20 protein-coding genes are annotated in these 22083 nt (G+C 70.3%); 10 read left to right on the top strand and 10 right to left on the bottom strand.

Going from position 1 to position 22083, the window contains the following annotated elements; translation table 11 throughout:
• Positions 1 to 34: 34 nt before the first annotated feature.
• Positions 35 to 1648 carry a D-alanyl-D-alanine carboxypeptidase/D-alanyl-D-alanine-endopeptidase gene (gene dacB, locus OHA61_RS16150; RefSeq protein WP_406303597.1) on the bottom strand — a complete coding sequence of 538 codons (1614 nt, stop codon included), beginning with the start codon at positions 1646 to 1648 and terminating at the stop codon, positions 35 to 37.
• Between the two features lie 537 nt (positions 1649 to 2185).
• Between dacB and OHA61_RS16145 the strand changes: the two genes are divergently transcribed.
• Positions 2186 to 2965 carry a M23 family metallopeptidase gene (locus tag OHA61_RS16145; protein WP_324980370.1) on the top strand — a complete coding sequence of 260 codons (780 nt, stop codon included), beginning with the start codon at positions 2186 to 2188 and terminating at the stop codon, positions 2963 to 2965.
• Positions 2966 to 3060: 95 nt separating this feature from the next.
• On the opposite strand, the gene OHA61_RS16140 is transcribed toward OHA61_RS16145, so the two are convergent.
• The gene (locus OHA61_RS16140; protein ID WP_406303596.1) at positions 3061 to 3621 is read right to left on the bottom strand and encodes a TetR/AcrR family transcriptional regulator; all 561 of its coding nucleotides are present in this window, start codon (positions 3619 to 3621) and stop codon (positions 3061 to 3063) included.
• A gap of 102 nt (positions 3622 to 3723) precedes the next feature.
• Between OHA61_RS16140 and OHA61_RS16135 the strand changes: the two genes are divergently transcribed.
• From OHA61_RS16135 to OHA61_RS16125, 3 genes are all read left to right on the top strand, one after another.
• Positions 3724 to 5391, top strand: coding sequence for an MDR family MFS transporter (locus tag OHA61_RS16135; RefSeq protein ID WP_406303595.1), 1668 nt, complete (start codon positions 3724 to 3726; stop codon positions 5389 to 5391).
• 158 nt (positions 5392 to 5549) lie between these two features.
• A complete protein-coding gene (locus OHA61_RS16130; protein WP_406307380.1) occupies positions 5550 to 5942 on the top strand; it encodes a helix-turn-helix transcriptional regulator in 393 nt (130 codons plus the stop codon).
• A 73-nt stretch (positions 5943 to 6015) separates the two neighbouring features.
• Positions 6016 to 6462: a VOC family protein gene (locus OHA61_RS16125; protein ID WP_389374433.1), complete on the top strand. Its 447-nt coding sequence runs from the start codon at positions 6016 to 6018 to the stop codon at positions 6460 to 6462.
• Between the two features lie 4 nt (positions 6463 to 6466).
• Here OHA61_RS16125 and cseC read toward each other — a convergent pair whose 3' ends face one another.
• The 5 genes from cseC to OHA61_RS16100 all read right to left on the bottom strand — a co-directional run bounded on the left by cseC (position 6467) and on the right by OHA61_RS16100 (position 10907).
• Positions 6467 to 7789, bottom strand: coding sequence for a two-component system sensor histidine kinase CseC (gene cseC / locus OHA61_RS16120; protein WP_389374434.1), 1323 nt, complete (start codon positions 7787 to 7789; stop codon positions 6467 to 6469).
• Complete coding sequence (gene cseB / locus OHA61_RS16115; protein ID WP_324980355.1) at positions 7786 to 8493, bottom strand: two-component system response regulator CseB; 708 nt, start codon at positions 8491 to 8493, stop codon at positions 7786 to 7788. The genes cseC and cseB overlap by 4 nt, the downstream gene beginning before the upstream one ends.
• Before the next feature lie 12 nt (positions 8494 to 8505).
• The gene (locus OHA61_RS16110; RefSeq protein WP_406303594.1) at positions 8506 to 9177 is read right to left on the bottom strand and encodes a hypothetical protein; all 672 of its coding nucleotides are present in this window, start codon (positions 9175 to 9177) and stop codon (positions 8506 to 8508) included.
• Positions 9165 to 9737 carry a SigE family RNA polymerase sigma factor gene (locus OHA61_RS16105; protein WP_324980352.1) on the bottom strand — a complete coding sequence of 191 codons (573 nt, stop codon included), beginning with the start codon at positions 9735 to 9737 and terminating at the stop codon, positions 9165 to 9167. Before OHA61_RS16105 ends, OHA61_RS16110 begins: the two co-directional genes overlap by 13 nt.
• 252 nt (positions 9738 to 9989) lie before the next feature.
• Positions 9990 to 10907, bottom strand: a complete 918-nt coding sequence (locus OHA61_RS16100; RefSeq protein ID WP_406307379.1) for an A/G-specific adenine glycosylase — start codon at positions 10905 to 10907, stop codon at positions 9990 to 9992.
• Positions 10908 to 11079: 172 nt separating this feature from the next.
• Between OHA61_RS16100 and OHA61_RS16095 the strand changes: the two genes are divergently transcribed.
• Complete coding sequence (locus OHA61_RS16095) at positions 11080 to 11889, top strand: hypothetical protein (RefSeq protein ID WP_406303593.1); 810 nt, start codon at positions 11080 to 11082, stop codon at positions 11887 to 11889.
• 85 nt (positions 11890 to 11974) lie between these two features.
• Here OHA61_RS16095 and disA read toward each other — a convergent pair whose 3' ends face one another.
• Together disA and radA are read right to left on the bottom strand one after the other, a co-directional pair.
• Positions 11975 to 13099 carry a DNA integrity scanning diadenylate cyclase DisA gene (gene disA / locus OHA61_RS16090; protein ID WP_266479620.1) on the bottom strand — a complete coding sequence of 375 codons (1125 nt, stop codon included), beginning with the start codon at positions 13097 to 13099 and terminating at the stop codon, positions 11975 to 11977.
• A 101-nt stretch (positions 13100 to 13200) separates the two neighbouring features.
• On the bottom strand, positions 13201 to 14634 hold the full coding sequence (gene radA, locus OHA61_RS16085) for a DNA repair protein RadA (RefSeq protein ID WP_406303592.1): 1434 nt from the start codon (positions 14632 to 14634) through the stop codon (positions 13201 to 13203).
• A 182-nt stretch (positions 14635 to 14816) separates the two neighbouring features.
• Between radA and OHA61_RS16080 the strand changes: the two genes are divergently transcribed.
• A complete protein-coding gene (locus OHA61_RS16080; RefSeq protein ID WP_406303591.1) occupies positions 14817 to 16553 on the top strand; it encodes a BACON domain-containing protein in 1737 nt (578 codons plus the stop codon).
• A gap of 242 nt (positions 16554 to 16795) precedes the next feature.
• Here the strand turns inward: OHA61_RS16080 and OHA61_RS16075 are convergent, their stop codons facing one another.
• Positions 16796 to 17659 carry a hypothetical protein gene (locus tag OHA61_RS16075; RefSeq protein ID WP_324990639.1) on the bottom strand — a complete coding sequence of 288 codons (864 nt, stop codon included), beginning with the start codon at positions 17657 to 17659 and terminating at the stop codon, positions 16796 to 16798.
• Positions 17660 to 17699: 40 nt separating this feature from the next.
• Between OHA61_RS16075 and OHA61_RS16070 the strand changes: the two genes are divergently transcribed.
• The 4 genes from OHA61_RS16070 (at position 17700) to ilvD (ending at position 22083) form a co-directional block, all read left to right on the top strand.
• Complete coding sequence (locus OHA61_RS16070) at positions 17700 to 18632, top strand: Ppx/GppA family phosphatase (protein WP_406303590.1); 933 nt, start codon at positions 17700 to 17702, stop codon at positions 18630 to 18632.
• 23 nt (positions 18633 to 18655) lie between these two features.
• Positions 18656 to 19486 (top strand): sugar phosphate isomerase/epimerase family protein, encoded by an 831-nt coding sequence (locus OHA61_RS16065; RefSeq protein ID WP_406303589.1) that lies wholly within the window; start codon positions 18656 to 18658, stop codon positions 19484 to 19486.
• Entirely contained in the window at positions 19483 to 20097 is a 615-nt protein-coding gene (locus OHA61_RS16060) for a TetR family transcriptional regulator (RefSeq protein WP_324990647.1), read from the top strand. The genes OHA61_RS16065 and OHA61_RS16060 overlap by 4 nt, the downstream gene beginning before the upstream one ends.
• Positions 20098 to 20232: 135 nt before the next feature.
• On the top strand, positions 20233 to 22083 hold the full coding sequence (gene ilvD, locus OHA61_RS16055; RefSeq protein WP_406303588.1) for a dihydroxy-acid dehydratase: 1851 nt from the start codon (positions 20233 to 20235) through the stop codon (positions 22081 to 22083).

Below are 22083 nucleotides of genomic sequence, written 5' to 3'. Positions count from 1 at the left end.
CCGTACCTTCCGTACGGTCCGGGCGACCGGCGTTTCAGCAGAACTTCGGCTTCTGCCAGGAGCATTCGAGGTTGGACGGGGGCTCCTGGGTGCGCACCGCGTTCGGGGCAACAGCGGCGATGGTGCCGGCCCCCGTGTCCGACTTCGCGAGGGTGACCACGATCGCGTCCTCGATGCTCTTCACTGAGGACGCCAGGTAGTTGTTGAGAACGATGCTGTAGACGAGTTCACGGCCCGCGACGTCCTTCACATACCCCGACAGCGCCGAGGCGCCCGTCAACGACCCTGTCTTGCCGCGGGCGTTGAGGGCCGCGGGGGTCCCGCACATACGGGAGCGCAGGGTGCCGCCGATCGCGCGGTCCGTGTTGCAGGCCACCGGGAGGGATGCGTACCAGTCGGTGTACCAGGGAGCGTCCCGTACGGAGAGGAGCAGCGTGGCGAGTTGTTCGGCAGGAAAGAGGTTCATACGGGTCAGGCCCGAGCCGTCGAGCTGGCGGATCGTGGAGGTCCGTACGCCCTCCTTCCCCAGGTAACCGCCGATCGCCGCGAGGCCCGCTTCCCAGGTACCGCGGCCCGCCGTCTCGTAGCCGATCGTCTTGGTGAGCGTCTCGGCGTGGATGTTGTTGGACAGCTTCATGAAGGGGAGCATCAACTCCCGCAGCGGCATGGAGCTGTGAGTGGCCAGCAGCTTCGCGCCGGGCGGGGTCGCGCGGCCGAGGCGGGGGCTGCCCGAGACGCGTATGCCGTGCCGAGCGAGCGCGTCGGAGAAGACCGCGGCGGCGTAGCCCGTGGGCTCCCAGGTGGTCACCCACTCCTTGGTCGCGCTCGCGCCGACGGGGATGTTCCCGCTGACGGCGATCGTGTTGGTGCCGTGCCGCCGCTCGATGGTGAGGGTGTCGCTCTGTCCGGCGGGGACGGTGGTGCCGCGGTTGTCGATGCGTACGTAGTCGGTGAGCGGGGTGAGGCTCACGCGCGGCTTGTCGCCGGCGGCGGCGCCGGGCAGCGCCTCGATGATGACCGTGCCGGAGTCGTAGTCGGTGTCGGGCGCGAGGGTCAGCGGTGAGATCTGCGCGGAGTAGTACGAGGACTCGTCGTCGGCGGCCCAGGAGCGGCCGAGGCGCTGGGTGTCGAAACGGGTGTCGTCCGCGACGAGGCGGCCGGTGACGCGCCTCACGCCCGAGGCCGCCAGGTCGGCGGCGAGCCGGTCGTAGTCCTTGGCGAGGGTCGTGGGATCGCCGCCGCCCCGCAGATAGAGGTCGCCGCGGAGGGTGGAGCCGTGACGGCGGCCGGTGGACAGGACGTCGGTGTGGAAGCGGTAACCGGGACCGAGCAGGGCCATCGCGGCGGTGGAGGTCGCGAGTTTGGTGTTGGAGGCGGGCATCAGGCGGTCGCCGCCGTCGCGCTGGTAGAGCCGCTCCCCGGTGGCGGCGTCGGCGATGACCACGCTCCCGGCCCCGCCGTCCATGCGGGCGTCGGCGAGTATCGCGTCGATGGCGCCCTTGAGCCCGGTGTCGGAGGGTCCGGCTCCGGCGGGTGCGCTCCAGGTGAGTGTGGACGTGAGGATGCAGGCGAGGCCTAAGAGGGCGGGCCTGAGCCGGCCGCGGAGCCGTCCGCGGCCTCGGGTCGGGCGAATCACGGGTCTACTCATGGCACAGGAGCATCCCGGAGGCGGGCCTGGGCGGGAAGGTGGCGGTTCGGTCGTATGGGCACTGCTTCTGGAGTGTCGATATGGGGTGAAACCGGCATTTGCGACACGGGAGTTGGTGTGGCGCGGGTAACATCCGCGGCCCGTGGCGGGCCCCGGCTCCGTGACAAGGCACACAGGCCCATGAGGCCCTACTAGCCGGGATAGGAGCACTTGTCGCCCCTCGCAGGGGGCCCTCCGTCCAGGATCGCGGCGGGGGGTTTGGTCCATGACTGGGCGAGAGGTGCTTATCCGGGCGGGATGTCGGTTTCGGTCGGTTCACACAAGGGCTTAAACCTCTCCCCGCTGGGATATTTTGTCCGATTTTCGAGGGACTCCGGTGGGGATGGGAATGGCGTCAAGAGTTGAATTCCCGGGGTGACGGCTACGACGCAATGTCGTAGATGGGGTGTTTGAGGTGGAACGGGAGCTCGGGTTACCAAGGGATGGCCAGCCCGGTGCCAGCGCGCCGGGTCCATTCATGCCCGGAGGTTCTCCCGTATGTCGAAGCGCGTCATCAACCACCGTCTCCGCCCGTCCGTGCTCCGTAACCGTGGCACCGTCGTCGCCGCCGGACTCGGCGCCGTGATGGTCGTCGGAGCCGGTGCCGGTGTCGCCTCCGCAACTGCGGGCAAGGCGGCTGCCACGACTCCCGCCGCCGCCGTGGCCGTCCAGGCCGACGTGCAGGCCAAGGCCGCGGCAACCGCCAAGGCCGCGGCGAAGGCGAAGGCTGCCGCAGCCGCCAAGGCCGCTGCCGCGAAGGCTGCCAAGGCCAAGGCCGCAGCGAAGGCCAAGGCTGCGAAGGCTGCCGCGGTGAAGGCCGCTGCCGCGAAGGCTGCCAAGGCCAAGGCCGCCAAGAAGGTCGGCTGGGTCAAGCCGGTCGCCCGCTACACGCTGAGCGCGAGCTTCAACCAGGGCGGCGCCATGTGGTCCCACAAGCACTCCGGCCAGGACTTCGCCGTTCCGGTCGGCACCCTGGTCAAGGCCACCCACGGCGGTGTCGTCGTGAAGGCCGGCCCGAACGGCGGCGGCGACGGTTCCGCGTACGGCAACGCCATTGTGATCAAGCACGCCAACGGCACGTACTCGCAGTACGCCCACCTGTCGAAGATCAACGTGTTCGTCGGTAAGCACGTGAAGACCGGCCAGGCGATCGCCCGCTCGGGCAACACCGGTAACTCCTCCGGCCCGCACCTGCACTTCGAGATCCGTACGACCCCGAACTACGGCTCCGCGGTCAACCCCATGGCTTTCCTGCGCGCCGAGGGTGTCTCCATCTGACGCACGGAGCCGGACGGGCCAAGTCGGCCGCGCCGAGCCCGGTGTGCCGAGCCGGACGCACCGGCCCGGTGTGCCGAGCCTGACGCCGCAGCGTGTCAGCCCTTGACGCCGTGAGCCTGGCTCACGAGATCGACGGCGACCTCGAGGACAGCCATGCGCTTGTCCTCCGGGTCGCCTTCGACGTCCTTGAGCAGGAACATTCCGGCGTGCATCGTGAAGAGCGCGCTGAAGCAGCGGACCTGGTCGGGAAGAGCCGCCTCGGGCTCCTTGATCAGCTCTACCATCGCCAGCATCCGCTCCTTGAAGGTCTCGCCGATGCTCAGATCGCGCAGCGTCGCCTGGTTCTCCTGCATGAAGCGGAAGAGCGGGGCCGCGCCGAGCAGCGCCTGGCTGTAGCGGCGCAGGATCTCCTTCTTCGTCTCCAGGGTGTGCGGCTGCGTCTGCGCCCACTCGATCAGCTCGTCCATCGGCCTCGTGAGGTCCTGGAAGAGGCTGATCAGGATGTCTTCCTTGGTCTTGAAGTGGTAGTACAGCGCGGCCTTGGTGACGTCGAGGGACTCCGCGATCTCGCGCAGTGAGGTCTTCTCGTAGCCCTGCTCGGCGAAGAGCTCCAGAGCCACGTCCTGAATGCGCTGGCGGGTGTTGCCTCTGGCCATGGGCTCTCCTGAAAACTTACTTGACGCCCGGCTAGTTGCGGGTCTACCTTCCCAGTGTAGTCAGCTAGCCGGGCGGCAAGTAAGTGTCGGGGAGTGGGAACGATGGCCGGTATAACGGGAGACAAGAAAAAGCCGAGCGCCGAGGCGCCGGGGGAGCAACAGGCGAAGCAACCGTCACAGGCGCAGCAGGAGGCCCAGCCTCAGGCGCGCAGCGTCCGGGTCGTGATCCTCGCGCTCATGATCGCCATGCTGCTGGCCATGCTCGACAACATGATCGTCGGCACCGCGATGCCGACCATCGTCGGTGAGCTCGGCGGCCTGGAGCATCTCTCCTGGGTCGTCACCGCGTACACCCTGGCCACCGCCGCCTCCACCCCGATCTGGGGCAAGCTCGGCGACATGTACGGCCGCAAGGGCACCTTCCTCACCTCCATCGTGCTCTTCCTGATCGGCTCGGCACTCAGCGGCATGGCCCAGGACATGGGCCAGCTCATCGGCTTCCGCGCCGTCCAGGGACTGGGCGCGGGCGGTCTGATGGTCGGCGTCATGGCGATCATCGGCGATCTGGTTCCGCCGCGGGAACGCGGCAAGTACCAGGGCATGATGGCGGCCGTCATGGCCGTCGCGATGATCGGCGGACCGCTGGTCGGCGGCACCATCACCGACCACCTCGGCTGGCGATGGAGCTTCTACATCAACCTGCCGCTCGGTGCCGTCGCGCTCGCCATGGTCACCGCGGTGCTCCACCTGCCGAAGAAGGAACGGACCAAGGCGCGCATCGACTATCTGGGCGCCGGGCTGCTGACCGTGGGCATCACCTCGATCGTGCTGGTGACCACCTGGGGCGGTACGGAGTACGCCTGGGACTCGGCCGTGATCATGGAGCTCATCGCGATCGGTGTGGCCGCGCTCACCGGCTTCTTCTTCGTCGAGACCAAGGCCGCCGAGCCGATCATGCCGCTGCACATCTTCCGCAGCCGCAACTTCTCCCTCATGTCGGTGATCGGCTTCCTGACCGGATTCGTGATGTTCGGCGCGGTGCTCTTCCTGCCGCTGTACCAGCAGTCGGTCCAGGGCGCGTCCGCGACCAACTCCGGCCTGCTGCTGCTCCCCATGCTGATGTCGATGCTCGTCGTCTCGATGATCGCGGGCCGGGTCACCACCAGCACCGGCAAGTACCGGCTCTTCCCGATCATCGGCGGCGGGCTGATGATGGTCGGCCTGTACCTGCTCTCGACGATGGACACCGAGACCTCGCGGCTTACCTCCGGCCTCTACATGGCGGTGCTCGGCGCGGGCATGGGCTTCCTGATGCAGATCACCATGCTGGTCGCGCAGAACAGCGTGGAGCTCAAGGACATGGGCGTCGCGTCCTCCGGTGCCACCCTCTTCCGTACGCTCGGCAGCTCCTTCGGCGTCGCGATCATGGGCGCGCTGTTCACCAGCCGGGTGCAGCACGAGATGGCGGCCAGGGGCGGCTCGTCGATCACCGAGCGTTCCGCGCAGCTGGACGCCGCGAGCCTGGCGAAGCTGCCGGACCCGGTGAGGGAGGCGTACGAGTTCGCGGTGTCGTCCGGCACCCACGCGGCCTTCCTGCTGGGGGCGGCGGTCGCGGTGATCGGCTTCCTGGCGGCGTTCTTCGTCAAGGAGGTACCGCTGCGCGGGGCGGCTCCGGCGCCCGCCGCGGAACCGAATGCGGACGCCGAGCAGAGTGCGGACGCGCAGGAGATCGCGGACGCCGGCGGCGAGAAGGTCGCCGAGAAGGTCTGACGCGCCCGAACCCCGCAGATTGCCCGGTCGACGGCCCCCGGTGTGCACACCGGGGGCCGTTGTCAGTGGTGCGTGCCAGCATCGGACATGTGGAAAGCACCACTGCGGCGCCGGCGCGCCTGGCCCATCTGCGGCAGCTGCGCCTCGCCAAGGACGCCATGGACCGCGACTGGGCCGAGCCGCTCGACCTGGACGCGGTGGCCGCCCATGCCGGGTATTCGCGGTATCACTTCGTGCGCGCCTTCAAGGCGGTGTACGGGCAGACGCCCGGCCAGTACCTGTCCTGCCGGCGCATAGAGCGGGCCGAGGAACTGCTGCGCTCGGCGGATCTGTCCGTCACCGAGATCTGCACGCTCGTCGGCTTCAGCAGCCTCGGCACCTTCTCGACCCGGTTCAAGAAGCAGACCGGGCTGACACCGAGCGAGTACCGCGCCCGGTACGTGGGGCGCGGGGCCGCGCTGATACCGGGGTGTTATGCCCTGCTGTGGGCGGGCGGCTTCCCCGCGAAACAGCGTCCGGACGGACAGAGCAATTCTGGAGAAGCCGACTGACGGGGGCGCTGCCTACGGTGACACCACGGGCGGGGACCACCCCACTCGACGCCACCCCACCGAGGAGCACCTCATGATCAAGGGTCTTGCCATTTCCACGGTCTGGGTCCTGGACCAGGACCGGGCCAAGGAGTTCTACACCGAGAAGCTCGGTCTTGAGGTCCGTACCGACATGACCATGGGCGACGGCGGGATGCGCTGGCTGACCGTCGGAGCCAAGGACCAGCCGGACGTGGAGCTGACGCTGATGGTGCCGGGCGCGCCCGCGATGGACCCGGAGGCGGCCGCGGCGATGAAGACGCTCATCAGCAAGGGCGTCATGGGCGCCGGGGTGCTGACCACCGACGATGTCCATGGGGACTACGAGCGGCTCAAGGCGCGCGGAGTGGAGTTCCTGCAGCCGCCGCAGGAGCGTCCGTACGGCACGGAGGCGATCCTGCGCGACGACTCCGGCAACTGGTTCTCCTTCACGCAGCGGCGCGAGGGCGGCCTCGACCTCGACAAGGACTGGGCCAGCTAGTCCGCTAGTCCGGGAGCGGCATCATCGGGAAGCTGCCGGTGTTCGTCGGCGCGTGCTCGGGCAGCCACAGCACCGCGATCGCGCCGCCCGACTCGCCCAGCGGCGTCTGCATTCCCTCCGGCGCGGCATTGCGGAAGGTCAGCCGTGCGCCGAGTACGCGCGCCTGGCCCGCCGCGATCGTCAGACCCAGGCCGTGGCCCGTGCCCGCCCGGTCGCTGGCGCCCGTACGGAAGCGGCTCGGGCCCTCGCGCAGCAGCGCCTCGGGATAGCCCGGACCGTGGTCGCGGACCCGCACCACGCGGCCCTCGACGGTGACCTCGACCGTCGGCTTTCCGTACTTGGCGGCGTTGGTCAGCAGATTGAGCAGGATGCGTTCGAGGCGGCGCGGATCGGTGCTGACCCAGGACTCGTGCACGACTCGGACCACCACGTCCGGATTCAGTGCCGTGATCCGGCGGCTGACGAACTCGCCGAGCGCGATCTCCTGGAGTTCGGCCCGCTCCGACGCGCTGTCGAGCCTGGCCACCTCCAGGACGTCCTCGACCAGCGTCCGCATGGCCTGTGCCCGGTCCCGTACGAGCTCGCTGGGGCGGCCGGGCGGCAACAGCTCGGCGGCCGTGAGCAGCCCGGTGACGGGGGTGCGCAGTTCGTGCGCGATGTCCGCGGTGACGCGGCGCTCCGCCTCGATGCGTTCGTTCAGCGCGTCGGTCAGGGCGTCGACGGCACGGGCGAGATCGTCGGTCTCGTCGCGTACGACACCACTGATGGCGTGCCTGACCCGTACGTCCGTATTGCCCTGCGCGACATTGCGGGCGGCCGCGGCGGCCTTGCGCAGTCTGCGCGAGAGCTGTCCGCCGATCAGTACGCCGAGCGCGCAGCCGCCGAACACCACTGAGACCGAACCGATGATCAGCGCCCGGTCGAGGTCGTTCATGACGGCGGCGCTGTGTCTGGGGAAAGGGCTGTGCAGGGAGAGCACATCGCCGTTGGAGAGGGGGACGGCGGCCCAGATGTCGGGTGTGCTGCCGCGGCCCTCGTCGACGTAACTACCGCGCCGCTTCTCCCGCATCAGCTTCTGGAGCGACTTGGGCAGCGCGGGGTCATTGATCTTGGAGTTGAAGCGGGGGTCCTTGTTCTTGGACGTCTCGTACCAGCGCCGCGCGATGTCCACCCGGTCCATCTGGACATCGCGCGCGTTGTCCAGCATCGAGACGCGGGCCGCGTTGTGCACAACAAGGCTCAGCGCCACGGCGATCAGTGCGCCCACCCCTGCGATCGCGATGCTGATCTTCCATCGGACGCCGGTGCGCAGTACGAGCCGCCTCATGCCTTGAGCTTGTAACCGAAGCCGCGGACCGTCTCGATCCGGTCCTGTCCGATCTTGGTGCGCAGGCGCTGGACATGGACGTCCACGACGCGGGTGTCGCCGCCCCAGCCGTAGTCCCAGACCCGCTCCAGCAGCTTGTCGCGGGAGAGCACGGTGCCGGGCGCGGAGGAGAACTCCAGCAGCAACCGCATCTCGGTCGGCGTCAGCCCCACGGGCTCACCGGCCTTGCGCACTTCCATGCCCTCCGTGTCGATCTCCAGATCGCCGAAGACCAGCAGCGCCTCCTGCGCCTCCTGGCCCGCCGGGCCGGACTCGCCGCCCGCCGCGCCGCCCGCGTGGCCGAAGCGGCGCAGGACCGCGCGGATGCGGGCGACCAGCACCGCGCCGTCGAAGGGTTTGGTGACGTAGTCGTCGGCGCCGGCCTCCAGGCCGAGCACCACATCGATGGAGTCGGCCCGCGCCGACAGCATGATCACCGGCACGGTCGACTCGTCCCGGATACGGCGGCACAGACTCACGCCGTCCAGGCCGGGCACCATCACATCGAGCAGCGCGATGTCCGGACGGTTCGCCCGGAACGCGTCGAGGCCCTGCAGCCCGTCGGGCATCGCGGTGACCCTGAAGCCGTCGCGCTCCAGCGCCAGCTGGGTCGCCTCGCGGATGACGTCGTCGTCCTCCACGAACAGGACATGGGTCTCGGCCATCCCGCTGCTCTCTCAGTTCTCGCTCGTCGATGACGGTTCGGGGACGACTGCTTCGCCCTCGCCGACCGCTCTGCTGAATTCGTTGCGCACCCAGTACTGCTGGACGAACTTCCCGCCCGCCCAGTGCCAGGTGGTGACTTCCTCGCCAGACGGCTCGGCGACCGGATCACCCTTGGCGTACACCTGCTGGGTCACCACCAGGTCACCCCGGTCGATCGCGGAGTACACCGCGGGCTCCTCGACCGCGAAGACATTCTCGTACTTCTCGCCGTTGTCCCGGTACACATACGTGCCCATGCCAACCGCGTCGCCGCACGTCAGGACGTTGACGACCACATCCGGCTTGGTCCCGCCGGTGAGGTTTCCATAGGAGGTGTCCACCGGGTAGGAGTCCCGGGCACAGGGCTTGAGATCGGCCTTGACCCGTTCGCTGACCTTGGGGTCACTCATGATCAGCTTTACCGGGTTCGCGCGCTCGGCCTTCTGCGCACCGTTCGTGGGGCTCGAGTCGGGCGAGGGAGTGGCCTTGGCGACCACGTCGGCATGAGCCGCGCCCTCGTCCTGGACCCCGGTGCCGCCCGAGGAGCATGCGACGGTGAACACGCCTACGGCGGCGAGTCCGGCCATCGCCGCGCCGCTCGCCGCCAGGCTTTTGTTGCCGCCTCTGACTTTCAGGCCGCGCACCGCTCCTGCCCCCGTTCGTCGAGCTCACGCTCACGCCGCAGTTCGCCGCGCTCAAGGGCGCGGGCGTCCAGGTCCCGGCTCTCCAACTCCTGGCGGAGCCGGGCGAGAGCCCGGTGCAGCGTGCTCTTCACCGTACCGGCAGACATGCCCAGCGCGGCAGCTGTCTCTTCGGTGCTCATCTGCTCCCAGTGTCGCAGCACGACGACGCTGCGCTGCTTGGGAGCCAGAACTTTCAGTACGTCCATCAACAGGGCGCGGTCCGCGCGCTGCTCGCTGCCGTCCTCGACGCTCGCGTCCGGCAGCTGCTCGGTCGGTACCTCTTCGAGCTTGCGGGCCCGCCACCACTCCGTACGCGTATTGATCATCACGCGGCGGAGGTAGGCGTCGGCCAGCGACTTGTCGGCGATGCCGTCCCAGCGGCCGTAGGTGCGGACCAGAGCGGTCTGCAACAGGTCCTGGGCGTCGATCGGGTCGGGTACGAGACGCCGGGCGCTTCGCAGCAGGGCCTCCTGCCGGTTGCGTACGTACTCTTCGAATTCGAGCACCTCGCCGTGCGCCATCTCAACCGCCTCCGTCCCCGTGAATCCCCGTGACAAGCAACTGCCGTCCCCTTACGCCAGATGAAGCTACGGAGGTGTTGTCACGGGGCTGTGCGGTCCAGCCGTCGGAGGGCGCACGGCCATCCATCGGTTGTGTAACAGGAGAGGTTTCAGGCACGGTTCGGGTGGGAAACGGCACCCGGCGTGTTGCGGACCGGGCCGCGGGCACGGCTTTCCGCGGCGGCTCGGCGACTGCTCTGTGTCTGCTCGGCGTCAGTTCTGGGGGAGGCGGTAGACGCCGTTCTCCAGCGGCTCCACAAGGCCGTCCGCGACCAGCCCGTCCAGCGCCCGAGCCCGCTGCACCGGCTCGTGCCAGACCGCGTCCAGCGCCGACTGCGGCACCGGCACCACGGCCTCGCGCAGCACGGCAAGGAGCCTGCCACGCACCTGGCGGTCCGTGCCCGCGTACGTCTGGGTGCGGCGCGCGGGACCCTGGTGCGCGGGCTTACCGGCGAGCCGCCAGGCGCAGCGCGTGGCGATCGGGCAGCGCGCGCAGTCCTCGTTCTTCGCGGTGCACACCAGCGCGCCCAGCTCCATGGAGGCCGCTGCCCAGCGGGCGGCGGTCTCCTCGTCGTCGGGCAGCAGTGCCCGTGCCAGCTTGCGCTCGGCCGCGGTCGTCGCCGTCGGCGGGTACTGGATGCCACTCGCCGCCCGAGCGAAGACCCGGCGGACATTGGTGTCGAGGACGGCATGACGCTGTCCGTACGCGAAGGAGGCCACCGCGGCCGCCGTGTACTCCCCGATGCCCGGCAGAGCGAGCAACTGGGCGTGGTCGCTCGGCACATCGCCGCCGTGCCGATCCGTTATCGCCTGCGCGGCCCCGTGCAGGCGCAGCGCACGGCGCGGATAGCCGAGCCGCCCCCAGGCACGGACCGCCTCGCCGGGCGCATCGGCCGCGAGATCGGCAGGACGCGGCCAGCGCGCCAGCCACTGTTCGTACACGGGCAGCACCCGGTTGACCGGGGTCTGCTGCAACATGAACTCGCTGACCATCACACCCCAGGCGCCGGCCTCGGGGCGGCGCCAGGGCAGATCGCGTGCGTGCTCGTCGAACCAGGCGATGACGGGGGCGTGGAGAGCCGTCGCATCGGCCGGGGCAGGGTCTGTGGTGGTTTCAGTCATCACTCCGATCCTGGCACGTCCCGGGGAGTCGATGCTGCATACGCTCCGTGATGCCGACGCCTTCTCTCGGTGACGGTGCACGGACCGGGCCATGCCGCCCGGGATGATGATCCGCAGAACTTGTGGACTGCGGCGGCGGGTGGGGCCGGAGTTGGCCCGGATCTCTCGTAGAGTTTGGGCCGTGGGATCTCTGCGCAATCCGATCGGGCCGCTCCCCTCCTCCATCTACTGGCGACGGAGGGCAGTCGCGGCTTCGTTGATCGCGCTGCTCGCGATGCTGACCGTATGGGCCGTCAGTTCCGGCGGTGGCAACGGAGACAAGGGCGACGGCGACAGTGCCAACGGTTCGACGCCCGCCCGCACCATCACCCCCGGACCCTCGCAGTCCGGCACCGCGATCAGTGAACAGCCGGGCGGGCGCGACGAGTCGGGCGAAACCGGCGGCAGCGACGGCAGCGGTGACGGCGGCGGTACGGGCGACAGCGCGGGCGGCGACGGTGGCGCCACCACGGGCAAGAACGGCGACAACGCGGCGGGCGGCGCTGCCAATGGCGGCGCGGGCGGCCAGCAGGTCCCGGCCGGCTCCAGCCTGCCCGACTGTGCCCCGGGCGCACTGAAGTTGACCCTGCGCAGCGTCGAAGTCGCCTACGGGCCGGGGGAGAAGCCCTCGTTCCAGCTGGTCGCCGCCAACTCGTCGGCGACGACGTGCAAGGCGGACTTCGGGCCCAAGGCTGCCGTGCTCACCGTCACCGACGACGAGGACGACGCAGTGTGGTCGTCGAAGGACTGCCCGCGGGCGGCGGGGAGTCTGCTGCTGAGGGTCCCGGCGGGGGCGAGCATCACGCACACCGTGGAGTGGGACCGCAAGCGGAGCGCACCGCAGTGCGCCACGCCGCCCGCAGGGGCGGTGGGTCCCGGAACGTATCTGGTGGAGGCGGCGTTCCCGGGGGTGACGGTGCTGCCGGCGTCGTTCCGCCTCGAAAAGGACTGAGCCGGAGCCTGGGCCGCACGGTCGGAATGGTCCTCGCCGGACGCGCTGGAGGAGCCGGCCCGTCCGGCGACTGAGGACACAGAACTCAGACGTACCGCTCGAGGATCGAGGACTCCGCCAGCCGCGACAGGCCCTCGCGCACGCTCCGTGCCCGTGCCTCGCCGACGCCGTCGACCGTCTGCAGATCGTCGACGCTCGCCGCCAGCAGCTTCTGCAGGCCGCCGAAGTGCTCGACGAGCCGCTCGATGATCGCGCCGGGCAGCCGCGGCACCTTCGCCAGCAGACGGTAACCGCGCGGCGAGACCGCGGAGTCGAGCGTCTCGGGCGAGCCGCTGTATCCCAACGCCCTTGCCACTATGGGCAGTTCGAGCAGTTCGGTGTGCGTGAGGTCGTTCAGCTCGGCAAGCGCCTCGTCCACCGTGCGCGACCGCTTCGCCGTGGGCTCTGGCACATAGTCGCGTACGACCAGCTCCCGCTCCGGCTCGACGCCCGCGATCAACTCGTCCAGCTGCAGCGAGAGAAGGCGGCCGTCGGTGCCCAACTCCACCACGTACTCGGCGATCTCGGTCGCGATCCGGCGCACCATCTCCAGGCGCTGTGCCACCGCCGTGACGTCGCGCACCGTCACCAGGTCCTCGATCTCCAGGGCGGAGAGCGTGCCCGCGACCTCGTCGAGGCGCAGTTTGTAGCGCTCAAGGGTCGCGAGCGCCTGGTTCGCGCGGGAGAGGATCGCGGCCGACTCCTCAAGGACCCGGCGCTCCCCGTCCACGTACAGCGCGATCAGGCGCATCGACTGGGAGACGGACACGACGGGGAAGCCGCACTGGCGCGAGACCCGGTCCGCCGTGCGGTGGCGGGTGCCGGTCTCCTCGGTGGGGATGGACGCGTCCGGGACCAGTTGCACACCGGCCCGGTGGATCTTGCTGATGTCCTTGTCGAGGATGAGCGCGCCGTCCAGCTTGCACAGCTCGCGCAGCCGGGTCGCGGTGAACTCCACGTCCAGCACGAAGCCGCCGGTGCACATGGATTCGACCGTTTTGTCCATGCCGAGGACGATCAGACCTCCGGTGTTGCCGCGGAGGATCCGCTCAAGGCCGTCGCGGAGGGCCTGCCCGGGCGCGACCGCGCTCAGGGCGGCGCGGATCAGTGCTTCGTTGCCGGAGCCTCCGCCGGACTTTCCGGGTGCACCTGCCCCGTCCTTGGCTGCCACTGCACTCCTCCGGCTCGTACGGATGGGCGAGACCAGGGCAAAGTCTACCGGCGCGTGTCGCCCGCCCGTGGGGCCTCGGTGCGCTCTTTCCCTTTGGCGGTCTACTGACCCCTTTCGGAAGCCCTTTCGGGACGCCTTTCGGATCCGTTGTCGGGAGCCGTCCGGCGACCGCGCGGGAGCACCCTGAGAGCGTCCCCCATGTCGGCCACTTCCGTGACTTTCATACCCGCAGGGATCTTGCCCGGATCGGTGGGGACAAGGGCATGCGTGAAGCCGAGCCGGTGCGCCTCGGCGAGCCTTCGCTGGACGCCCGTCACCCTTCTGACCTCGCCCGCGAGGCCCACCTCGCCGATCGCGACCAGATTCTTGGGCAGCGGGGTGTCGCTGGCCGCCGACGCCAGAGCGAGAGCGATCGCGAGGTCCGCCGCGGGCTCGGAGAGCTTCACGCCGCCGACCGTTGCGCTGTAGATGTCGCGCTTGCCCAGCGCGGTGATCCGGCCGCGCTGTTCCAGTACGGCCAGCATCATCGAGACCCGTGAGGTCTCCAGGCCCGAGGTCGTGCGCCGGGGCGAGGGGATCTGCGAGTCGACGGTCAGTGCCTGCACCTCGGCGACGAGAGGGCGGCGGCCTTCGAGGGTGACCGTCAGGCAGGTGCCGGGTACGGCCTCCGCGCGGCGGGTGAGGAAGAGGCCGGAGGGGTCGGCGAGGCCGGTGATGCCCTCGTCGTGCAGCTCGAAGCAGCCGACCTCGTCCGTCGCGCCGTAGCGGTTCTTGATGCCCCGTACGAGACGGAGGCGGGCGTGCCGGTCGCCCTCGAAGGACAGCACGACGTCCACCAGATGCTCGAGGAGCCGTGGTCCGGCGATCGCGCCGTCCTTGGTGACATGGCCGACCAGGAGCGTGGACATGCCGCGCTCCTTGGAGGCGCGGATCAGTGCGCCCGCGACCTCGCGGACCTGGGCCATGCCGCCGGGCGCCCCGTCGATCTCGGGCGATGCGACGGTCTGTACGGAGTCGAGGATCAGCAGGGAGGGCTTGACCGCGTCCAAGTGGCCGAGGACGGCGGAGAGATCGGTCTCGGCGGCGAGATACAGGTGGTCGTGCAGCGCGTTGATCCGGTCGGCGCGCAGGCGGACCTGGCTCGCGGACTCCTCGCCGGTGACATACAGGGTGCGGTGGTCGTCGCTCGCGGCCTTGGCGGCGACATCGAGGAGCAGCGTGGACTTGCCGACGCCCGGCTCGCCCGCCAGCAGCACGACGGCTCCCGGCACGAGGCCGCCGCCGAGGACGCGGTCCAGCTCGGCCACACCGGTGGAGCGGGCGGTCGCCTGCCGGCCGTCGACCTGACCGATGGGGAGCGCGGCGGTGGAGACGCGCCCGGCGGCGGTCGTACGGACAGCGGGTGCGCCGTACTCCTCGACCGTGCCCCAGGCCTGGCATTCAGGGCAGCGGCCGAGCCACTTGGCGGTCGTCCAGCCGCAGTCGGTGCAGCGGTAGGACGGCCGGTCCTTCGCGGATTTCGTACGGGCAGCCATGCAGGAACCGTATAGGGGACCACTGACAACGAGGTCTCCCGCAGCCGCTCGTCGTCGCAGGGCGGACCGGTAGGGGTGGAATTAACGATTCCTGTCCCCCTTCGAGCGATGTGTTCACCCGTAAGGATTAAAAGTGTTCAAGGGGTACGAAGGGGATGTGATTCAGCGCCTACGGTCACGGCGTGACGAGCAGCAGGCTGGAGCCACCGACCCACATCACCGGCGCACACCGGGGGCGCCGGCGTGCGCCCCGCCCCTGCGCACAACGGCCGCCCGCGCGTTATGAGCCGTACCTCGACGGCCTGTTCACCTACTGCCTCTCCGTGCTCTGCGACCACGACGCCGCGACGGCGCTGCTCGGCGACGTACTCGCCATCGCCGAGCGGCATGAAGGGCGTTGCCCTTCGGGCGAGGCCGAGCGGAAGGCATGGCTGTACGCGCTCGCGCGCTGGGCATGTCTGCGCCGACTGGCCGAAGAGCGGCGCAAGCGGCAGGGGGCGCACACCGGGCGGCCGACGCGGCCCGCCGTCCCGGACGAGGCCACGCAGCTCCGCGAGGACGTCGCCGAGCGCCGCCGCGGCGAACTGGCGCTGCTGGCCTGGCCCGAGGCGGCCGGCACGACACCCGAACAGCGCGAGGCCCTCGAACTCGCCGTCCGGCACGGGCTCGGGGCATCCGAAGTCGCCTCGGTCCTCGGCCTCGACGCGCTCGCGGCGCGTGAACTGCTCGCCGCGGCCGCGTGCGAGGTCGAGCGCACCCGGGCCGCGCTCGCCGTCGTCGAGACCGGCAACTGCCCCGCCGTCGCCCGGCTCACCGACGACCACCGGGTCCTGCTCTCCGCCGCACTGCGCCAGGAACTCGTCCGGCACGTCGACGACTGCCCCCGCTGCCGCCGCGCCGCCGAGCGCGCCGGTGCGGGCGGACCCTGGCCGGGGTCCTGCGTCACCCCGGCCGCGCTGCCCCTGGTCGAGGCACCGCGGGCCGCCGCGTACAGCGCGATGCTGCACGTCCCGCGGGCTCGCGCGGGGGCGCCCCGCTTCGGTCCCGGCGGCTTTCCGCTCGACCCCAAGGACCACGCCGCCCGGCGTGACCGGCTGCGGGCACGTGCCGTGACGACCACGGTCGTGGCGACCGTCGTCGCGGCGCCGGTGTTCGCGCTGTGGGCGGCGTACCGGGGCGCGCCGCAGACGGGGGAGGGGCACAACGGGTCCTCGGTCACCGCGAGCGAGGCGGACGGTCCTGGTGGGCTCGACGGCGAGCCGTACGACTACTACGAGAACGCGGGCAACGCGCGCGCGGAACCGGACCCGAGGTTCACGGCGGGCATGCGCTCGCCCGATGTCTCGGTCGAGGTCATCAGCGCGGGCGCCTCGTTCCCACCGGCCCGCGCCGGCGTTCCGGGACCCGGCCGCATCACGGTCGAGGCGGAGCCCGCGGGCGACACGACCCGCATCACGCTCAGGGCGTCGGGCGGGTCCCCGGTGGCCTGGTCCCTGTGGACGGACGCGCCCTGGCTGTATGTGAGCCGCTCCTCCGGGACGCTGCGTCCGGGCGAGTCGGTCACGATCTACGTGACCGTGGATCACGGGCGGGAGCCGGCGGGGCCGTGGAGTGCGCGGGTGGGGGTGGATCCGTCGGGAGCGGTCCTGGAGATCGACGGCTACGGGGCGACCCCGACGCCGGCCTCTTCGGACCCGACGCCCACGCCCACGCCGACGCCCGCAGACCCGACGCCAACCCCGTCGGACCCGCCCCCGACGCCGACGCCCGCAGACCCGACGCCGACCCCGACGCCGGCTTCTTCGGATCCGACCCCGCCCCCTTCGGACCCGCCGCCCTCGGACCCCTCCTCGCCGGGGCAGGCCCCCTCGGACCCGCCCCCGTCCCAGGAGGAGACGCCGCCGTCGCCGTCGGGCTGAGGGAGGGTTGTTTTCCCCACCCCGCCCCTTCCCGAACTGGGGCTCCGCCCCACACCCCGCGCCTCAAACGCCGGCGGGGCTGAATGTGCGGCTGGGCCGCACATTCAGCCCCGCCGGCGTTTGAGGACATGCGGCCGAAGGTCGCATACGGGGGTCTGGGGGCTTGCCCCCAGTTCGGGAAGGGGCGGGTCGGGGAACAGCCCCGCGCAGCGGCCACCCGCACCACCCGCGGCCCCCGCCGCTCAGTCCCTCTTCGGGTCCGCCGGATGCGGCGCTACCAGGGGAAGCTGGGACGACAGCCGCGCCTCGCACAGCTCCACCAGCACCTCGTACGCCGCCTTGCCCATCAGCTCCGTCAGCTCCGGCCGGTACGTCACGTACACCGGCTCCCCCGACCCGTGCGCCGACGTCGCCGACGTGCACCACCAGTGCAGGTCGTGGCCGCCCGGGCCCCAGCCCCGGCGGTCGTACTCGCCGATCGAGACCTGCAGCACCTTCGTGTCGTCGGGCCGCTCGATCCAGTCGTACGTCCGCCGCACCGGCAGCTGCCAGCACACGTCCGGCTTGGTCTCCAGCGGCTCCTTGCCCTCCCGCAGCGCCAGGATGTGCAGCGAGCAGCCCGCCCCGCCCGCGAACCCGGGACGGTTCTGGAAGATGCAGGAGCCCTCCCAGCGCCGCGTCTGGCGTTCGCCGTCCTCGTCGAGCTGGACCCAGCCGGTCTCCGCGCCCACGTCGTGGAACTGCCACAGCTCGGGCGTCAGCCGCGCGACGTTCTCCGCGACCCGCTTCTCGTCGTCCTTGTCGGAGAAGTGCGCTCCCAGCGTGCAGCACCCGTCGTCCGCGCGGCCTGCCTGGATGCCCTGGCAGCCGCTGCCGAAGATGCAGCTCCAGCGTGAGGTCAGCCAGGTCAGATCGCAGCGGAAGACCTGTTCGTCGTCGGCGGGGTCCGGGAATTCGACCCACGCGCGCGCGAAGTCCAGGCCCTTCTCGTCCGGTACGGCGTCCGGCATGGCGCCCGGTACAGCGTTCTGCACGCCGTCCCGGTCGCGCTTGCTCTGCTTCGGGGGCTTGGCTTTGCCCTGCTTCGCCTTTTTCGTCTTTGGCACAGGCCAAGGGTATGTCCGCGACCGCAGTAGCGTTCGGTCCATGAGACTCGGAGTCCTCGACGTCGGTTCGAACACAGTGCACCTGCTGGTGGTGGACGCGCACCCCGGCGCCCGCCCCCTGCCCGCCCACTCCTACAAGGCGGAGCTGCGGCTCGCCGAACTTCTCGACGACGACGGGGCGATCGGCCCCGCCGGAATCGACCGGCTGATCGAGACGATCGCCGGGGCGGTGCAGGCCGCCGAGGACCAGGGCTGCGAGCAGGTGCTGCCGTTCGCCACATCCGCGGTGCGTGAGGCCACCAACGCCGACGCGGTACTCGCCCGGGCCAAGGCCGAGACCGGAGTGGATCTGCAGGTGCTGACCGGCGAGGAGGAGGCCCGGCTCACCTTCCTCGCGGCCCGCCGCTGGTTCGGCTGGTCCGCCGGGAGACTGCTGGTACTGGACATCGGCGGCGGCTCGCTGGAGATCGCGTACGGGATCGACGAGGAGCCGGACAAGGCCGTGTCGCTGCCGCTGGGTGCGGGCCGGCTGACGGCCGCGATGCTGCCGGGCGACCCGCCCGACGCCGAGCACGTGAGGGCGCTGCGCCGCCAGGCGCGGACCGAAATCGCCCGTACGGTCGGCGAGTTCACCCGGCTCGGCAAGCCGGACCACGTCGTGGCGACGTCCAAGACCTTCCGGCAGCTGGCCCGTATCGCGGGCGCCGCGCGCTCCACCGAGGGGCTGTACGTGCAGCGTGAGCTCAGTCTCAAATCGCTGCGGGAGTGGGTGCCGAAACTCGCCACCATGACGGTCGAGCAGCGCAGCACGCTCCCCGGTGTCTCCGAGGGCCGCGCCCGCCAGCTGCTCGCAGGAGCCCTGGTCGCGGAGGGTGCGATGGAGCTGTTCGGCGTACCGGTCCTGGAGATCTGTCCCTGGGCGCTGCGTGAGGGCGTCATCCTGCGGCGTCTCGACCACCTCCCGGCTTCCTAGTGTTGGCCCGTACGCTGTCTCCCGTGGCAGAACCAGTGGTGCGCATCCCGGATGCGAAGGTTGTCCTGTCGACGGCTTCCGTCTATCCGGAGTCCACGGCGACGGCCTTCGAGATCGCCGCACGCCTCGGGTACGACGGCGTGGAGGTCATGGTCTGGACCGATCCGGTCAGCCAGGACATCGAGGCGCTGCGCCGTCTGTCCGACTACCACCAGGTGCCGATCCACGCCGTCCACGCGCCGTGTCTGCTGATCACCCAGCGCGTCTGGTCCACCGACCCCTGGGTGAAGCTCCAGCGGGCGCAGGCGGCGGCCGAGAAGCTGGGCGCGTCGACGGTCGTCGTGCATCCGCCGTTCCGCTGGCAGCGGCAGTACGCCCGTGACTTCGTCAGCGGGATCTGGCGCATGGCGCACGAGACGGACGTCCGCTTCGCTGTCGAGAACATGTACCCCTGGCGCTACCGGGACCGCGAGATGCTCGCGTACGCCCCCGACTGGGACGTCACCAAAGAGGACTACCGGCACTTCACGATCGACCTCTCGCACACCGCGACCTCCCGCGCCGACACCATGGCGATGGTCGACCGGATGGGCGACCGGCTCGGTCACGTGCATCTCGCCGACGGCAAGGGATCGTCGAAGGACGAGCACCTGGTGCCCGGGCGCGGCAACCAGCCATGCGCCGATCTCCTCGAACGGCTCGCCCGGTCCGGCTTCGACGGCCATGTCGTCATCGAGGTCAACACCAGGCGCGCGATGTCCGCCGCCGAACGCGAAGCCGACCTCGCCGAGGCACTCGCCTTCACCCGGCTGCACCTCGCGTCGGCCGCCTCCTCGGGAGTGCGCGGCTCATGACCGGTGCGGCGGCTCCGAGGCGGCGCGGCCGCCCCGCCCGTACCAAGACCGACGAGGGGCCCGGCGCCCGTGACCGGATCCTTGAGGCGGCCCGTACGGAATTCGCCGAGCGCGGCTACGACAAGACGACCGTCCGCGGCATCGCCAAGGCCGCGGGCGTCGACCCGGCTCTCGTACACCACTACTTCGGTACCAAGGACGAGGTCTTCGCGGCCGCCATCGAGGTCTCCTTCGAGCCGGCCCTGGTCGTCCCGGCGATCCTGGGCCAGGGCAACGAGGGCATCGGCGAGCGGCTGGCCCGCTACTTCATCGGCGTGTGGGAGAACCCGGCGACCCGGGGCCCGCTGCTGGCCATCGTCCGCTCCGCGCTCACGCACGAGGCGGCGGCCAAGGTGCTGCGCGGCTTTGTGCTGCGGCGGCTGCTGGAGCGGATCGCGGGGGAGCTTGACGTACCGGATCCGAAGTTCCGCGCGGAGCTCGCGGCCTCTCACATGATCGGCATCGCGATCCTGCGCTACGTGATCAAGGTGGAGCCGCTGGCCTCGGTGGATCCCGAGGAGATCGTGCAGATGGTGGCCCCCACGCTCCAGCGGTATCTGACCGAAGCGTGAGCGACCGAAGCGTGAGCCGCGCGTCCCGTATAGCGGACGGAGTGTCCAGATCTTGGAGCCTCGGCGTACGCTCGATTGCAGTCCTATCTGTCTGAAGGATCTGCCTGAAGGATCCGTCCGAAGGAGCGAGCGACGATGCCCGAGCTGCGGTCCCGCACTGTCACCCACGGCCGGAACATGGCGGGCGCCCGCGCCCTTATGCGGGCCTCGGGCGTAGCGAGCTCGGACATCGGCAAGCCGATCATCGCGGTCGCCAACTCCTTCACGGAGTTCGTCCCCGGGCACACCCACCTCGCCCCGGTCGGCCGGATCGTCTCCGACGCGATCCTGGCCGCGGGCGCCGTGCCCCGTGAGTTCAACACGATCGCGGTCGACGACGGCATCGCCATGGGCCACGCGGGCATGCTCTACAGCCTGCCCTCCCGCGACCTGATCGCCGACTCCGTCGAGTACATGGTCGAGGCGCACTGCGCGGACGCGCTGATCTGCATCTCCAACTGCGACAAGATCACCCCGGGCATGCTGATGGCCGCCCTGCGCCTCAACATCCCCGTCGTCTTCGTCTCCGGCGGCCCCATGGAAGCCGGTCAGGCCACTCTCGTCGACGGTACGGTCCGCAAGCTCGACCTGATCAACGCCATCGTCGACGCGGTCAACGAGAACGTCTCGGACGAGGACGTGCTGCGTATCGAGGAGAACGCCTGCCCGACCTGCGGCTCCTGTTCCGGCATGTTCACCGCCAACTCCATGAACTGCCTGACCGAGGCCATCGGCCTCTCCCTGCCGGGCAACGGCTCCGTCCTCGCCACCCACACCGCCCGCAAGGCGCTGTACGAGAACGCCGCCCGCACGGTCGTCGAGATCACCAAGCGCTACTACGAGCAGGACGACGAGTCGGTCCTGCCGCGCAATATCGCCACCCGCGCGGCCTTCGACAACGCCATGGCCCTCGACATCGCCATGGGCGGCTCGACCAACACGATCCTGCACCTGCTCGCCGCCGCCCAGGAGGCAGGGCTCGACTACGACCTCAAGGACATCGACGCGGTCTCGCGCCGGGTGCCCTGCCTGGCCAAGGTCGCACCGAACGTCGCCCCCGGCGGCACGTACTACATGGAGGACGTGCACCGCGCGGGCGGCATCCCCGCGATCCTCGGCGAGCTCTACCGGGCCGGACTGCTGAACGAGGACGTGCACACCGTCCACTCGCCCGGCATCAAGGAGTGGCTGGAGACCTGGGACGTGCGCGGCGGCTCGCCGTCGGACGAGGCAGTCGAGATGTGGCACGCGGCGCCCGGCTGCGTCCGCTCGGCCACGGCGTTCTCGCAGTCGGAACGCTGGGAGACGCTGGACACCGACGCGGCGGGCGGCTGCATCCGCGACGCGGCGCACGCGTACTCCAAGGACGGCGGCCTCGCCGTCCTCAAGGGCAATCTCGCGGTCGACGGCTGTGTCGTGAAGACCGCCGGTGTCGACGAGTCGATCTGGACCTTCGAGGGCCCGGCCGTCGTCTGCGAATCGCAGGACGAGGCAGTCGACAAGATCCTCCGCAAGGAGATCAAGGAGGGCGATGTCGTCGTCATCCGTTACGAGGGCCCCAGGGGCGGCCCCGGGATGCAGGAGATGCTCTACCCCACGTCCTTCCTGAAGGGCCGCGGCCTCGGCAAGGCCTGCGCGCTCGTGACGGACGGCCGCTTCTCCGGCGGTACGTCGGGCCTCTCGATCGGCCACGCCTCACCGGAGGCGGCGTCGGGCGGCGTCATCGCCCTGGTGGAGGACGGCGACCGCATCCGTATCGACATCCCGAACCGCTCGATCGAACTCCTCGTGTCGGAGGGCGACTTGGCGGCCCGTCGTGAGGTGCTGGGTGGCGTCTACGCGCCGAAGAACCGCGAACGGAAGGTCTCGGCGGCGCTGCGGGCGTACGCGGCGATGGCGACGAGCGCGGACAAGGGAGCGGTCCGGGACGTGTCCCGGCTCGGCTGA

It is taken from the genome of Streptomyces sp. NBC_00885, from assembly GCF_045207475.1.
In the GTDB taxonomy this organism is placed as follows: domain Bacteria; phylum Actinomycetota; class Actinomycetes; order Streptomycetales; family Streptomycetaceae; genus Streptomyces.
The sequence above is the reverse complement of the archived record's forward strand: the minus strand, read 5'-3'. Positions and strand labels throughout refer to the sequence as shown.